Source organism: Vibrio sp. 2132-1, from assembly GCF_033344315.1.
On record NZ_JAWPON010000001.1, the window covers coordinates 99347 to 116191 of the forward strand.

The following is a 16845-nucleotide window of genomic DNA, read 5'->3' on the forward strand; positions in this document are numbered from 1 at the left end:
TCTGCCAACGCTCCGGTTTTTTTGTGTCCGAAGAACAGTGAACTCGTCTGCCAACGAAGTCACTACGCACTCTGAAATGACACATATACATATGAATCAAGGAATTACACAATGCGTATCGAACAAGAACTTAAGTTAGGTTTTAAAGATGTACTGTTTCGCCCGAAACGTTCTACCCTTAAGAGCCGTTCTCAAGTAAATTTAACCCGCGATTTTACATTCAAGCATAGTGGTCGTCAATGGTCTGGTGTGCCAGTAATCGCAGCAAACATGGATTCGGTTGGTAGCTTTGCAATGGCTAAAGCGCTGGCTGAGCATGGTGTAATGACCGCTGTTCACAAACATTACACGGTAGAAGATTGGGCTGAGTTTGCTAAATCAGCAGATAAAGTAACCATGAATAACGTTATGGTGTCTACTGGGACATCTGACGCAGACTTCCAAAAAACCAAAGACATCATGGCACTTTCAGATGAATTTATTTTCATTTGTATCGACATTGCAAATGGTTACTCAGAGCATTTGGTCGAGTATGTTGAACGCGTGCGAGCAGAGTTCCCAGACAAGGTCATTTCTGCAGGCAACGTGGTTACTGGTGATATGTGTGAAGAGCTAATCCTAGCTGGTGCAGACATCGTTAAAGTGGGTATCGGCCCAGGCTCTGTATGTACAACTCGTGTAAAAACGGGTGTTGGTTACCCGCAGCTTTCTGCAATCATCGAGTGTGGTGATGCAGCGCACGGCCTTGGTGGCATGATCGTCGGTGACGGTGGCTGTTCTTGTGCGGGTGACGTAGCGAAAGCATTCGGTGGTGGCGCGGACTTCGTAATGCTAGGTGGGATGCTAGCGGGTCACGAAGAGTCAGGCGGCGAAGTGATCGAGAAAGACGGCGAGAAGTTCATGAAATTCTATGGCATGTCGTCGAAGAGCGCGATGGATAAGCACTCAGGTGGTGTCGCTGGCTACCGTGCGGCTGAAGGTAAAACCGTATTATTGCCATACCGTGGTAGCGTTCACGGCACTATTCAAGACATCCTTGGAGGCGTTCGCTCAACATGTACATACGTAGGTGCAGCAAAGCTTAAAGAGCTAACCAAGCGTACTACATTCATCCGCGTTCAAGAACAAGAGAACAACGTGTTCGGTAAAGAGTAAATCGACTGAATGTAAAAAGTGTAAAAGCAACCATATATTGATACTTGGTGCAACCATAATTTGATATTGCCTCTTCATAAGTCTATTGCTTTTTATGTTTATGACATTTTTGAAGAGGCAGTTTTATGTCTGCTTTACCTTCCCCTTCTACAGCCAGCCTGCTTTAACTTGAAACTGCGTTTGACACTCCTGCTCGAAACTAAACTAAATCACGTGAAAAACATACACCGTTACGTCAGTGCTAAGATGGGAAAAAGAGTCACGGTAGAATCATTTTAGAATGTGCCGCTTGTTATCATTTTGATTTCGAGCTTAGCATCGTTCGTTTTTGCTCCTAGCCGATACGGCTTTCATACTGCTTCAATAGCAAAACCCATACCTATGTTCCAGACTTTCTAGTATCAGTTTGATACCGGTGAATATACGCTGTATAAAGTAAAATCCGATATGGAGAGTTCAAAATCGGCATTTCAATGTGAATGGGAAGCAAAAGTACAAGGCGCGTTTGCGTTAGGTTTGGAGCTAGAACTGGTTACAGAGGAAGAAATACTGGATGAGGTTATCTCTAGCAACCTTAAACTTTTGCATCGATATTCCTCAAGAGATAACCGAACCACTTTCATCAAACTCTCCTTACGATGTTAAAACTGAATGGTACCCAAACAGCGAAAAGTTTAGGACATCACCTCTGTCTAAATGGAAGAAAAATATTTCCATTCCTGTGTGATTTGCTCTCTCGAAGCCTACTGAAAACAAGCTTAGAGACCTCACCTCCTCTCGAATCTGAATTGGGTTGTTATGCCTAAGAAATCGTTCTCGAGTTTTCATCGGAAGTCGGCACTTCAGCAAGAAAAGCCTGAGCCAAATGAGAGGGTGTCGATACCAGCGATGTTGATGAAGAAACATATCGAGATATATCTGCATTTCCTGACAATATAGCCACTCAAATTACTTTTCGTCTAAGCATTCTTCGTTATTTAGCACTGTAAGTGCGAAAAATCATTCCAAAGACTATTGAACCACATCGTGTTGTACTACAACGGTTATATGACAGGATTATTCCAAGTGCAATATCAATACACCGGTGGTTGGTTTTCAGAGTATCTGATCATATAGATCCAAGGAATAAAGATAAGGGTAATAGTAAAGTCTAGAACTAACATTCGTTGATGCTTTGATGAAACAAGCTGTAGAAAAAGTTATCTTTGGGCGAAAAGCGCGTATCAGAAGGGCCTACAAGCGCGTGCGAAGGCAATTACGTCAGCATAATCTGAACAATGGAACGAAGTACAAATACCCAACTTATGAATCCCTTCGGAAACGGGTTAAAAAGAAGGCCCCTTTCGAATTACTGACCGCGGAGAAGGGGGAGCGAGTCGTGAAAATAGAGTTTCGTCGGATGGGGAAAAAGATGTTGAGTTTTTACGTCTTTGAGAGGGTAGAAATAGATCATACGGTGGTGGAACGCTTTGTTGTACATGAAGAGCATTGCAAGTCATTGGGCCGGCCTTGGCTTACTCAATTAGTTGATTGTTACAGCAAAGTTGTTATTGGTTTTTACCTAGGGTTTGAACCACCTTGTAATTAGGTGGTTAAGTAAATCTCGATGTTTGCTCAGTAACTCATTAGATAAATAACCTAAGTCCGTGACTTCCATACCTACAGTTAAGATTGATTCCAATATTTCGACTGCAACTGAAGTTGAACCGCTCTTGACCAATTTAACTAACACATAATTAATATTGCTGACGGTGCGATTATGCTCAGGTGAAACATTGAGAAGTTGTTTTCTTACCAAAAGCTCTATGGTTCGAAAAAAGTGGGAACGAAAGTATGGTTACCACAGGCCTTCATCGTCGGAGACCGCTATGTATCGCGTAAAACAACTACTAGGCGCTTCACTCACGCTTCGAAATTACAACGCACAAGTTGGGGAGGCATACGCCATTATCAAAGCACTCAACACGCATACTTGAAAGAGGTTTTTGGTTATATCGATGCGACAACGTTAATAGACATGATGATTACTCCTGTTCTTACTGGTTGCACCATTAGTTTGGTACAACGGTGCTAGAAGGGAGGTGCGAAGATCACATCAAAGCTACTAAGTGCATTAAGATAGAGTTGAGACTTGAACTATCTACATATGAGATCAAATCGCAGAATTCAGCATTGGAAAGGTTCGACCGATTTTGTCAACACGCTGTCCGTTACTTCTACTCATACTAAGTGCGCCATTAGTTTGGCGCAACGAAGCTAGATAGGAGATACGTTCATCACATCAAATCCCCCTGTATTCTTCAAGCTATTTTAGCCTGAGGAATACATTTCAAGTGAAGCTTATTGAGGCGCTTTCATCGCTTCAGATTGCTCGCCCGTCATCACGAAGTGCAACTCACCACCCGGTTTGAACTCGGAATGGTCGAAGAAGAAACCGTTATCCAACGCTTTGCCATTGATGGTGACAGACTTGATGTACATGTTGTCATCGGCGTTGTTCTCTGTGGTGATGGTGAACGTGCCGCCTTTCACCGGAATCACGGCTTTGTCGAATAGCGGACGACCCACAGTGTAAATAGGTTCTGCTGCGTTCACTTGGTAGAAGCCTAATGCAGACATCACATACCAAGCGGACATTGCGCCCACGTCTTCGTTACCAATGACGCCTTCTGGCGCAGCGAAATACATGTCATCCAGAATGTGGTCGACGACTTGTTGTGTCTTCCAAGGTTCTGCTGTCCAGTTGAATAGGTAAGGAATGTGGTGCGAGGGTTCGTTACCAAACGCAACTTGACCAATCAAACCAGACATATCCGGTGTTTCTGTGCCTTGGCTTTCTGCGGTGAAGGTGGCTTCTAGGTTCTTCTGGAACTCAGCATCGCCACCCATGATGGTCTTCAAGCCTGCGATGTCATGCGGTACAAACCAAGTCCACTGCCACGCGTTACCTTCGGTGTAGTTGCCTGTCTCATGTTCTGTGCCGTATGGGTCGAATGGCGTCATGAAGGTTTCATCAATCATCACTGGGCGCATAAAGCCCGTCACGCCATGCTCTGCGTATTCCGTCGGGTTGTAATCGAAGTACTTTTTGTAGCCTTTTGAGCGTTCAAGGTATTGCTCTTCCACTTGAGTATCACCGGCTGCTTTGGCGATTTGCGCGATAGCCCAATCATAGAACGCATTTTCCAGACCGTAAGAAACAGACTCAACCGTGTAATCTTCAAATACTGGCTCACCATCAACACGTTGGATGGCAGGTGTGAAGCCGTTTTTCTCAATGTAATCGATGTGCTTGGTTAAAGTGCGATCCAATACGCCCTGATCCCAATCCGCTTGCAGTGCTGGGTAGTTGTCGTAAGTCGAAGAGTCGATCGCTGCTTTCAGCGCCAGCTCTTTCTCTTGTTGAGTAAACTCATCTGGGAACTTAGTGATCGCATCCGCAATCACTGCTACCGCTGGGTAGCCAACCATGGTGCCTGTTTCGTCACCTAAGTGCTCCCATTTCGGCAGCAAGCCGCTTTCAGTGTACTTCTGAACTAGGTTCTTCGCGTATTGCACCGCGCGGGTTGGCTCTGTGATGGTTTTTAGTGGGTGTAATGCACGTTGGGTATCCCATAGAGAGTAAACCGAGAAGTTTGGCTGCTCTTCTGTCGCTTGACCATAAGCGATGGAGTATTCCCCTTCACCTTCACGAATCGAGCCTTTGCCCATGCCACGGAATCGACCATCTACATCTTGATGCACCATCGGCGCAATCTTGGTGTGGTAAAGCGCGGTGTAGAAGATCTCTTTTTGATCTTCTGTGCCACCTTCGATAGAGAAGTTGAGTGCTTTTGCCCATTTCTCGCGTGCGTTGTTACGCGCAGTATCGAAAGAGACATTCGCTTCGGCATCGTAGTTGTTTTCTGCACCTTGAGGGTCAACCGCAGACAACGCCACTTGCGCATTCAGCTCTTGTGAGCCTTCATCTTCAAATTCGATGTAGGCAGTGACGTCTGCTTTGACACGCTTAACTGGATTACATTGGTCATCGTAAATTAATTCAGAAACGTGCTCTGCCGATAGACCGTCAACAGGCTTACCATTGGCAAGGATGTAGACGTCTTTGATCTTCTTATCGAAAGTCGCATAGAAGAAGATTTTTTGGTTTTTCGCCCAACCAGAGAAGTGCGCTGCATCGCGCTCGCCCGTGATGGTATGGCCGTCTTCGCTCACCGTCAGTTTGTTGCGCAGAGAGGTCGAACCCCAGTCACTGTTTAGGATGGAGTTGAGGTCAATCTTCAAACGTTGTGGTTGACCTTGCGGATAGGTGTAACGATGGAAGCCGACACGTTCAGACGCCGTAAGCTCGGCTTTGATACCGTTCTCGGCAATCTTCACCGAGTAGTAACCCGCTTCTGCCACTTCTGAGGTTTTGTCCATCTTGACTGAAATCGCTTCGCGGTAGTCGTCGCTGTCTTCGATGTATTTAGCTTTATCTTCGGTAAACGGCAGGAACAGAATGTCACCTAAACCGCCCATCCCCGTGCCAGATAGGTGAGTGTGGGAGAAGCCAAATAGGGTCTTTTTATCGAAGTGGTAACCTGATGAAGAGTGCCAGCCGATCAGCTCGGTATCTGGAGAAAGTTGCACCATGCCTTCTGGCACAACAGGACCCGGGAAGGTGTGTCCGTTAAAGCCTGTTCCAATGAATGGATCGACGTATTTTAGGTTGGAAGTATCGACGCTTGGTGAGGTGTTATCGTCGTCATCGTTGCAGCCAGCCAAACCAATAACACTTGCAATCACAGCGGTGGCGATAGCGGTTTTCGTAAAGTTCATAATCTTGATTCCTTAGGCAGGAAGCGCCTCACTTCCTGCCACTGAGTTAATCTATCTGCTTATTCTTTAAACACGAATTACATAAAACGTTACTGAGCTTGAAGCGCTTCTTGCTTGTCACCCGTCATGACGAAGTGAAGCTCGCCGCCCGCTTTGATTTCGCTGTGCTTGAAGGTGAAGTTGGCATCCAGCGGTTTGCCGTTGATGGTTACGGACTTCACGTACTTGTTGTGTGGGCTGTTATTGTCTGCGATGACTGTGAACTCGCCGCCTTCCACTGGAATGGTGATTTCATCAAACATAGGACGACCGATGGTGTAGACCGGATCCGCAGGCGTCACTTGGTAGAAGCCCATTGCCGACATCAAGTACCAAGAGCTCATCTGACCTACGTCTTCGTTACCAATCAAACCAGTTGGCTCGCTGGTGTACATCTCTGACATGATGCGGTCTAGGTACTCTTGCGCTTTCCATGGCTCATCCGTTAGCGCGTATAGGTAAGGAATGTGGTGCGATGGCTCGTTACCGTGCATGTACTGACCGATGTAACCCGTTAGGTCTGGTAGCTCTTCGCCTGTGTTTGAAGAACGTGCATTAAATAGCTCGTCCAAATCTTCACGGAACGCTTTCTCTGGCGTGGTGTCTTTGCCTTGCGCCAAGTCGGCTTGGTAGATTTCTTGTTTCAGACGGTTGAAATCGTGCATTGGTTGGAATTTCCATTGCCACGCGTTCCCTTCGGTGTAGGCAAACTCGTCCACGTAGTAAGGGTCGAATGGTAGCAGTGGGCATTTCTCTTTCATCACGCCGGAGCCTTCTGGCCACTCAACCATTTCACACTCATCCAAACGTTCTTCATCAATTGGTTGGTTGAACTCCAAAGGTGGTTTGTTTGGTGATGAGCTAAGCGGGTGGTTTTTCGGACGTAAGAAGCCTGTCTCTGCATCCCAATGGTTAAGCCAGTTGTCGGCACGAGTCATAAACTCTTCTTGCAGTTTTACATCGCCAGCCATGCGTGCGATTTCTGCCATTGCCCAGTCACCGTAAGCAAACTCAAGCGTGTAAGACGCACTGTTCCAGTAGCCATGATGAACAAAGCCGTTTTCTTCGTACACTTTCACTTGCACAACGTTTGCTGCGCCTATGTTGTTGTCTTCCGTCCAATCTGGGAATTCAGACGCCTCGTGGTAACGCACCGTAAACTCAGCCGCTTCTTTAGCCAGTTGTGGGTCGATGTCTAAGCCTTTCGCCATCGCGTCAGCAATGATAGAAACCGCAGGGAAGCCGATCATAGTGCCCGTGTAGTGGCTGTGCAGTTCCCATTTCGGCAAGATGCCACCGTCTTCGTATTTACGAATTAAGTCGTTGGCAAACTCTTCGGCACGTTCTGGGTCGATGATGGTTTTCAGTGGATGTGCAGCGCGGAAGGTATCCCACATGGAGTACACAGAGTAGTTTGGTGTGTCACCCGCGTCTTTTTGAATGCGAGTACGCATCGCAGGGTATTGACCGTCGACATCTTGGAAAATCATTGGCGCGATAGAAGCGTGGTAAAGCGCGGTGTAGAAGATCTCTTTCTGATCTTCCGTGCCGCCAGATACCATCATGCGGCTAAGCTCTTGGTGCCATGCGTCGTTGGCTTGAGCGCGCGCAGTATCAAATGACACGTCTTTCGCTTCTGCTTCTAGGTTTTTCTCCGCACCTTCTGTACCTGTTGGTGACAAGCCTACTTGGATTTCTAGCGGTGTTGATGATGGTGCGAATTCTAGGTAAGCGATGGTTTTCACTGCGTCGATGTTGTCGTTGTTTACATCGATTTCCGTTTCTGCGCCATCAACCAAAGCAATGGCTTTAACGATAGGTTGGTTGAAGGTGGCGTAGAAGTACACGTGCTGGTTGTTCGCCCAGCCGTTTGAGCTACGTAAACCGCGAATGGTGTAAGCGTCGATAAACTCCAAATCGCCCTTCATGGTGCGGTTGTTGAAGTGACCTTTGTTGAGAGTGTGGTCTAAATCGAACTTGATGTGTGGTGTCGTGCCTTCTTTGAAGGTGTAGCGGTGGAAGCCAACACGTTGCGTGGTAGTTAGCTCAGCTTTGATTTCGCCTTTGTTCAGTTCAACCGCGTAGTAACCTGCTTCTGCAGATTCGTTGTCTTTATCGAAGGTGTTGAAAACGGCGTTTTCTTTCTTGGTGAAAGGCAAAACTAAGATGTCACCAAGGTCGGTAATGCCTGTGCCAGAAAGGTGAGTGTGGGAAAAACCATACACTGGGATTTCAGTCAGTTTGCCGTGGTCGAAGTAACCGGCAGCAGAGCCCCAGCCTTCCATTTCGGTATCAGGAGAAAGTTGCACCAAACCGTAAGGCACAACCGCCCCAGGGAAGGTGTGACCATCTGCACCTGTACCAATCAATGGATTGACGTATTGGGTTAGCGTAGTGTCGAGGGAAGGAGTACCAGATTTGCTGTTGTCGTCATCACTGTTACAACCAGCAAGACCAAACATGGCAGCGAGTATAGCGGTAGAGATAAGGGTTCTTTTTAGTTTCATTTTTATGGTTCCACTGAAGTGAAGTTTTTTAGGGGGCTAGATGCCCCCTTTCGTTATTTGGATGGGTATCGGTTACTGCGCTTTCATCGCTTCAGATTTGTCTGAAGTCATGACGAAATGCAGCTCACCACCGTCTTTCAAATCGCTGTGCGCGAAGCTGAAGTTGTCACTCAATTGTTTGCCGTTGATGGTCACCGACTTCACGTAGATGCTCTCTTGGCTGTTATTTTCCGAGGTGATGGTGAATTTACCGTCCGCGACTGGAATCACGGCTTTGTCGAACAGAGGACGACCGATGGTGTAACTTGCTTCGCCCGGTGTGACTTGGTAGAAGCCCAATGCAGACATCACATACCACGCCGACATCTGACCAACGTCTTCGTTACCAATCAGACCTTCATGCGTTGGGTGGTAGAACTCGTTCATCGCTTGGTCGACGATTTCTTGTGTCTTCCAAGGCTCTGCCGTCCAGTTGTATAGGTAAGGCACGTGGTGATCAGGCTCGTTACCCATCACGAACTGGCCGATGTAGCCAGACATGTCGTGTGATTGGCTCGTATCAGCGTTGGAATCCGCATTAAACAGCGCATTCAAGTTGGCTAAGAATGCCGCTTTGCCTTGTTCGGTTACGTCTTCAGGAAGAGAGAAGTCAGTACGGTCGATGTGCTCGCCACCCATCACGTTGGCTAGACCGTTCAAGTTGTGCGGTGCAAACCATGTCCATTGCCATGTATTGCCTTCGGTGAAGTCTTCACCACGGTGCTCGGCGCGGTAAGGCCAGAACACGTCACTTTCATTGAGAGCTTTGCGGTCTTTACACGCGTTGTAGTCCATACCGTCTGGGATAGACAGCGCCATGTTCTCGTCCAAACATTCGGCTTTCAGGTTGTTTGCCCAAACCTTGCTGCCGCTGTTCATGTAAGCCGGACGCATAAAGCCCGTTGCACCCAATGCGTTGCCTTTGGTGTCTTGCAGTTTGCCGTATTGCTCTGGGTTGTAATCGAAGTAGTTCTTGAACGACTCTGAGCGTGCCATGTAACGGTCGTACTGTTGGTCGTTGCCAGCAAGTTTAGCGATCTGAGCGATACACCAGTCGTAGTAAGCATTCTCAAGACCGTAAGACACCGACTCGTTGACGAGCTCGTCGTATTTATCGACTTTTAAGCCTTCTACGTAACCCGGTTTGTCACCAGAATCCGGCGCCCATTTGGTGTTAGCTGGAATAAAGCCGACGTCTTCTTGGTAGTCGTTATGACGTGTCATTACTGTGAAGCGTTTGTCACCGTTCCAAGCATCTTGGTAAGGCACCCAACTTTCAGTTTTATCAAGGTTGAAGTTGACTGTTTCGTCAGCGGCTTTCAGTGCCAAATCAAACTCAGCAGCGGTAAAGGCTTCTGGGTGTTTGACCATGATATCGGCAATAACCGAGACCGCAGGATGACCGACCATTTCACCGGTGTAATCCGAGTGCAGTTCCCATTTTGGCAGCACGCCACCCGTTTGGTATTTGTTCAATAGATCGCGTGCGTGTTCAATCGCGCGGTCTTTATCGATGATGGTTTTCAGTGGGTGTGCGGCGCGGAAGGTATCCCACATTGAGTAAACCGAGTAGTTCACTAAGCCATCTTCTGCTTGGTGCACTTTGCCATCCATGCCACGGTATTTGCCATCCACGTCTTGGTATAGGAATGGAGCAACGAACGTACGGTAGAGCGAGGTGTAGAACATGGTCTTGTCGGCTTTGTTGCCGCCTTCCAGTTCAAACTCGCCAAGGATGTTTTCCCAAGCCACGCGGTTTTGTTGTACGACGTTGTCGAAGTCCCAGCCGTTGGTGTCTGCTTCTAGGTTTTTCAGTGCGCCGTCAACGCCAGTGCCAGAAATCGCTACTTTGACCACCAATGGCTCATCGCTCTTGCCAAAGTTCAAATGAGTCAGGACATCGTTTGCGCGTTTCGCCAAACGTTCTGGATCAGGTTCTGGTTCGCCCGGCATTGGTTTATGTTCTGCGTAACCACGGTAATCTTCCAAGCCGACTTCAGTAGCGTCAGTTGGAGTCAGTTTGCTCTCAGAAGCCAGCTTGGTGTACAGGTTTTCTTCAATGATTGGATCAGAGAATTCTGCTGCGAAGAACACGGTTTGCCATTGACCCCATTCGTTTGAGGTACGCGCGCCTACGACTGTGGTGTCGTTAACGCGTTTGTAGTAGATGCTGCGAGAGTGGTTGCCGTATTGTTCCAACAGTTCGTGTTGCAGGTCGATACGCACTTTGCGGTCTTCACCCGGTTTGAAGGTATAACGTTGGAACGCCACGCGGTCGGTTGCCGACAGTTCTGCTTTTACACCTGTTTCAACAAGGTCAACCGAGTAGTAACCAACTTCTGCCACTTCCGAGCTTTTATCCATGGTCACGGCATCGGTATTGAAGCCTGTGTATGGCAAGAAGGCGAAGTCGTTTAGGTCGCCTTTACCTGCGCCGGAAATGTGGGTCATTGAGAAGCCAGAAAGCAGGCTGTGCACAGGATCGTATTCAACAGGCGAGCCTTTACCATTCCAACCGTTTGGATCGAAGTTATCTGGTGAAGGTTGAATCATACCTTCTGGCATGACTGGAGAAGGGTTAACGTTGCCAAGACCTTTAGTGCCGATCAAGGTATCAACGAATTCCAAAGTAGGGGTAGAGATAACTGGAGTTTCTGGATCAGAGTCGCTGCCACAACCAGCAAGACCAAGCATGGCGGTTAACACTGCGGTAGAGAGTAGGGTTCTTTTTAGTTTCATTGTTTTTATTCCACGAGAAAAGGGGACACGAGGTCCCCTCAAAATCATTATTCGCCTAGGTTGGCTTGCATTGCTTCAGACTTGTCAGCCGTCATCACGAAGTGCAGTTCGCCGCCTGCTTTGAATTCGCTGTGCTGGAAGGTGTTGTACACATCCAGAGGCTTACCGTTGATGGTTACTTCTTTGATGTACATGTTGTCTGGACCGTTGTTTTCAGCCGTTACCGTGAAGGTGCCAGAGCCAATGTCTACCGTCGCTTTGTCGAAGATTGGACGACCGATGCTGTAGGTTGGATCGGTTGGCGAGATTTGGTAGAAGCCCAGTGCTGACATCAAGTACCACGCTGACATTTGACCTACGTCTTCGTTACCGATGATGCCGTCTGGTGTCGGTTTGTAGAACTGGTCATAAACTTGGTCTAGGTATTCCTGCGCCTTGTAAGATTCTTCAGTACGGTTGTACAAGTAGATGACGTGGTGCGAAGGCTCATTACCGTGAATGTACTGACCGATGTAGCCTGTCATGTCTTGGTGCGCTTCGCCGCCATTTGGATCGGCAGTAAATAGGTTGTTCAGCTTGTCGTTCAGACCTTGCGTGCCGCCCATGATTTCAGTCAGCTTGTCTAAGTCTTGCATGAACGCCCATTGCCATTGCCACGCGTTACCTTCTGTGTAGTAGAACGCGTCAGACTTGTAAGGGTCGAAGTCTGTTGAAGCGTATTTCAGTGCACATGGGTCGCCTTCTTTCAATTCTGTCGGTACAAAGAAGCCCGTGCCGTCTGCGTTACCTGCTTCTGCATCCCAGTGTTTCAATGAGTTGTAAGAACGAGCTTTGAACTCTTCATACGCGTCCATATCGCCAGCAGCTTTTGCCATTTCTGCGATCGTCCAATCGTAGAATGAGAATTCCAACGAGTACGACACTGAGTTCCAGTTCGGGTAGCGAACACACTGTTCTTTCTCGTGGTAGTTCAACTGACCTGCCATAAGTGAGCTTAGGATGTCGTCATGAATCTGTGGGTACTCATGCGGTGTGTAACGCGCTGATTTCACCGACGCCGTGTAAGCCTGCTCTGCATCAATCAAGCCTTTGGTTACCGCATCGCCCAGAATCGCTGCCGATGGGTAGCCGATCATGGTGCCGGTTTCTGAACCGTGACCTTCCCATTTCGGCAGTAAACCAAACTCGTCGTTGGATTTACGAATCAAGTCTTTCACGTATAGCGTTGCTTGGTCTGGGTCGATGATGGTCCACATTGGGTGAACCGCGCGGAACGTATCCCACGTTGAGTAAATCGAGTAGTTTGGTGTGTCGCCATCTTTCAGTGTGCGCACCGTGCCAAGCATATCTACGTATTGACCATCCACATCGTAGAACTCGATTGGCGCGATCATCATGTGGTACATGCCAGTGTAGAAGTTGGTTTTCTCTGCGTCTGTGCCGCCTTCTACTTTGATTTTCGCTAGCTTCTCAGCCCACGCGTATTCTGCGTCTTCTTTCACTTTTGCTAGGTCGAAACTTGGTGCTTCTGCTTCTAAGTTTTTCTGTGCGCCTTGCCAGTTAACTGGAGAGATACCGACGCGGATTTCAATTGGCTCTTCGCCTGTGCCGAAGTTTAGGTAAGCCGTCAGATCATCGCCTGAGTAAACCGCGCCATTGCGCATTTCGCGAGTTGGTTCTAGATCTTGTTCGCCCAACAGTGCCTTGGCGATTGGTTGATTGAATTTAGCGTAGAAGAAGATGTCTTGACCTTGGTGGTCTTGCCCTTGGAACCAGCCTGTTGATGTTTTACGACCGCGAATGGTGTATTCGTCCACCACTTCTACTATGTTCTTCAAAGACTTGCCGTTGTTGTTCATTAGGGTATGACCCAAATCGAACTTCACGTTGCGGTCTGTGCCATCAGCAAAGGTGTATTTGTGCAAACCAACGCGTTTGGTTGCGCTTAGTTCTACTTCGATTTGACCTTGGTTCAGCTTGGTTTTGTAGTAGCCTGCGCTTGCTTCTTCATTGGCTTTGTCGAAAGAGTTCAGCTGTGTGTTCGCCATGTCTGCGTATGGAAGAACCAAGATGTCGCCTAAGTCCGTTGCGCCTGTACCTGAAAGGTGAGTATGGGAGAAGCCGTACAGCGGAACGTCAGTGTTAACCACTTCGCCAGTTTCGTAGTTGGATGAATCCCAGTAGCCAGAAGCTGAGTGCCATGGGTTAAGTCCTGATTCATGGTCTGTGTTAGAACCGATGAAAGTATCTGGAGACAGCTGAACCATACCTGCCGGTACCGTCGCGCCTGGGAATGTATGACCAGAAGCTGCTGTGCCGATCATAGGATCGACGTATTTCAACACCGCAAGATCAACAATTGGATCGCCCGGCAGTGAAGAGGAGGAATCGTTGTCGCTGTTACAGCCAGCCAAGCCACCCGTCAGACCAACCAGGATAGCCAAAGAGATAAGATTACGTTTAAACATGTGCATACCGTTTTGTCGTTATTCGTATAAAAAAGTGTTTATAAGAGACTGTTTATAAAGGGCTGCTTATAAAATTTGCTTGTAGGGATAGCCGGGAGATGTGCGCCCCCGGCTGAGTTGTCACTATTGGGATTAACGAGAACCTGCTGGCATCTCGTCTTCATGCAAGAACTCACCGATGCCTTGTGCTGGTGGAAGGTCTTGTTCTAGAGAGCCCCAACGTTGATTTGGTTTGTCGCCCATCACGAACTCCAACTCACCGCCGTACATGATTTCGTCATGAGTTAGGTAAGTGCGGTTGAAGTCTTTGCCGTTGTAGCGAGCCGACTGAATGAAGATGTTTTCGCGGCTAACGTTCTTCGCGGTCACCGTGAACTTCTGGTTGTTGCCGACATCGATAGACGCGCTTTCGAACAGCGGAGTACCGATTTCGTAGATGCCAGAAGAAGCGTTCACTGGGTAGAAGCCAAGTGCACGGAACACAAACCACGCAGAGAGCGTACCGAAGTCGTCGTTACCACAAATGCCGTCAGCGGTGTTCTTGTAGCAAATGTTGGTTGCTGCGGCGATGGCTGCCTGACCTTTCCAAGGTTGACCTACGTAGTTGTACAAGTACGGAACGTGGATATCTGGTTCGTTACCTTGAACGTGCTGACCAACGTTACCTGTGTTGAACACTGGGAATTGGTTGTCGCCTGCATTACGGTCTGGGTAGGTTGACCAGTACTCATCCAAGCGCGCTGCGAACAAGTCACCGCGTTCTGCTTCAGGGTTTTGTGTCTTGTCGAAGCGTGTCATCAGGTCAATCAAGCCATGAATGTCGTGCTGAACACTGAACGAGTATTGCCAGCCATTCGATTCAGAAAATGCCCAGTTAAACATGTCTGGACGCCAGTCTTTACCCACCGCGCGACCAGTGATTGGGTCTACCCAACCTGCATCGATAAACTCGCCATCGTAGTCACGGGCTTTGAACCAACCTTGGTATTGCTTACCGCCGAAGTCGAATTGCGCTTGCCAGTTTTTAGAACGGTTAGCGAACTCGGTGTAGCGTGGATCTTCTTCACCGAAGACTTCTTTGACCGATTGTGCGATTGCCCAGTCGTTCATTGAGTATTCAAGCGAGTAAGATGCTGTCCAAGAGTCTTTAAATGGTGAGTGACTGCCGTAAGAATCTGGTGGAGTGTCGTGCAATTGCGCTGGCACGTAACCTTGTTCTTCGTACTCTTTGATCCATGCTACGCCTTGGCTCGTCACTGCGCGTGCGTCAGTGATCATTGCTTCAACTAAGCGTTCTTTAACGTCTTTGCGCTCAGCTTCTGTGAAGCCAAGATCGATCATGCGTTTTTCTAGTGAGCCTTTCGACAACACATCATGAATCACAGGCGTTGAGTGCATGCCCATCATCATGCCTGTTTCGTTGCCTTTGAATGTCCACTCAGGCAGACGACCTTTGCGCACGTTGCCTTTGTCATCCACCCATTCTTCTTCGGCGTAAGACAGCATAGACAGCACCACGTCGGCTAAGCGGTCTGGCTCAAGAATCGAAGACAACGGTTGAACTGCGCGGTAGGTATCCCACAAAGAGAAAGTGTCATAGCGCGTGAAGTCTGCTTTGCCATCTTTGTTAGCATCGGCAGTGCGGATCGACTCTTTCAGCGTATCGATCTTGTCGCCCCAAGGTGTGTTGCCATCTGGGTAAGCGTTACGACCTTGGTGAACTTGGCGGTAGCGACCATCTAAGTCAGAGTGAATGGTTTGACCTAGGTACGAGTGGTACATCGCGGTGTAGAACGTCTGTTTGTAATCTTCGTCGCCAGAGACTTGGATCTTGCCGAGTTCGTCTTCCCATTTCTTCGTTGCCGCTTCGCGTACTTGGTCGAAGTTCATGCCCGCAACTTCTGTCATGTTAAGAAAAGCACCTGACTTGCCGTTCTCGCCGATCTCAACGTTTGATAGCGCCAATTTTGCTTCAACCGTTAAGCCGTCTTTTGAGGTGTCGAACTCTACGTAAGCGCGTGCGTATTGGTACTTGCCGTGTGTTTCGTTACCGATTTCTGTAATGCCTTCTGGCACGTCCATGTAACGACCTTGCTCTTTATCGTAGTAAGCAAAGCGAACGTTTTTGATTGGTTGGTCGAATTCCATCACGAAGAATTCTTTTTGGCTTGGTGCCCAGCCGTCAGAGAAACGGTGACCTTCTAGACGGTTATTGTCTTTGTCCCATTTCAAGTAAGAATCTGAGGTGTAGTCCCAGTTAATTTTGAAGCCAGTGTTCACGATGATTTCTGACTTCTCATCACGAGGGAAGGTGTAGCGGTGTACACCAACGCGATCAGACGCCGTCAACTCGGCTTTGATGTCGTAATCCAATAGATCGACTTTGTAGTAACCTGCTGTCGCTTGCTCGTCACGATGTTGGAAGCGAGACGCTTCTAGGTTTAGCGTTGCCGAACCTTCATCAATCATGTAATCCGAACGCGAGTTGATTGGCATGACGAGAATGTCGTTCAAGTCGCCAGCACCTGCTCCGGAAAGGTGGGTATGAGAGAAACCGGAAGTACGTGCGTCGTGGTAGTAGTAGCCTGAAATGTATTCCCAGCCGTTAGAACCGTTGTTTGGAGAAAGCTGCACCATGCCGTGTGGTGTGGTTGCACCAGGGTAGGTGTTGCCTAGGTTACCTGTGCCGATGAATGGGTTGACGTAGCGTGTTACGTCCATATCGGCGAAATCTACCGGGATGTGAACGCCCATGTCGATTTCAGGTGTTTCTGGGTTTGGCTTGTCATCACAGTCGCCATCGCCAACTGGAGGACATACTGGCTTGCCGCCGTCAGGAATATCCGGCAGTGCAGGGTTGGTGTCACCGCCTTCATAAATGTTGGTTGTGTCGTCGTTACAGCCAGTCAGACCGACTAGACCACTGAGAACTGCGCAAGCGAGTAGGGAAGGTTTGAATTTCATTTTTAAAGCCTTGTAAATTGTAGGGTTATATAATTAAAAAAATCAGGGGTATTACTAAAACTTAAAAACTTGAAATAGAGCCCTTTGGGGGAAAGGGCTCTTAGGGGGAGGAG

Annotated in this window: 7 protein-coding genes and 1 pseudogene; 3 read left to right on the forward strand and 5 right to left on the reverse strand. The window is 48.2% G+C overall.

The genetic code is table 11. The annotated features are described in order from the left end of the window. The first annotated feature begins 111 nt into the window (after nucleotides 1-111). The 3 genes and pseudogenes from R8N47_RS00450 to R8N47_RS00460 form a co-directional block, all read left to right on the forward strand. Nucleotides 112-1155 carry a GMP reductase gene (locus R8N47_RS00450; protein ID WP_005373458.1) on the forward strand — a complete coding sequence of 348 codons (1044 nt, stop codon included), beginning with the start codon at nucleotides 112-114 and terminating at the stop codon, nucleotides 1153-1155. A gap of 1177 nt (nucleotides 1156-2332) precedes the next feature. Then, nucleotides 2333-2743: a hypothetical protein gene (locus R8N47_RS00455; RefSeq protein ID WP_225452424.1), complete on the forward strand. Its 411-nt coding sequence runs from the start codon at nucleotides 2333-2335 to the stop codon at nucleotides 2741-2743. A gap of 207 nt (nucleotides 2744-2950) precedes the next feature. Continuing rightward, nucleotides 2951-3131, forward strand: a pseudogene (locus R8N47_RS00460) (IS5/IS1182 family transposase); the annotation flags it as partial. A 364-nt stretch (nucleotides 3132-3495) separates the two neighbouring features. Here the strand turns inward: R8N47_RS00460 and R8N47_RS00465 are convergent. The 5 genes from R8N47_RS00465 to R8N47_RS00485 form a co-directional block, all read right to left on the reverse strand. Then, entirely contained in the window at nucleotides 3496-5976 is a 2481-nt protein-coding gene (locus R8N47_RS00465; protein ID WP_213913885.1) for a GH92 family glycosyl hydrolase, read from the reverse strand. Between the two features lie 89 nt (nucleotides 5977-6065). Next, nucleotides 6066-8522, reverse strand: a complete 2457-nt coding sequence (locus R8N47_RS00470) for a GH92 family glycosyl hydrolase (RefSeq protein ID WP_064354839.1) — start codon at nucleotides 8520-8522, stop codon at nucleotides 6066-6068. Nucleotides 8523-8594: 72 nt separating this feature from the next. After that, the gene (locus R8N47_RS00475; protein WP_045454298.1) at nucleotides 8595-11300 is read right to left on the reverse strand and encodes a GH92 family glycosyl hydrolase; all 2706 of its coding nucleotides are present in this window, start codon (nucleotides 11298-11300) and stop codon (nucleotides 8595-8597) included. Between the two features lie 47 nt (nucleotides 11301-11347). Then, nucleotides 11348-13768: a GH92 family glycosyl hydrolase gene (locus R8N47_RS00480; RefSeq protein WP_064354838.1), complete on the reverse strand. Its 2421-nt coding sequence runs from the start codon at nucleotides 13766-13768 to the stop codon at nucleotides 11348-11350. Between the two features lie 132 nt (nucleotides 13769-13900). Further along, nucleotides 13901-16732, reverse strand: a complete 2832-nt coding sequence (locus R8N47_RS00485) for a GH92 family glycosyl hydrolase (protein WP_064354837.1) — start codon at nucleotides 16730-16732, stop codon at nucleotides 13901-13903. Nucleotides 16733-16845: the final 113 nt, after the last annotated feature.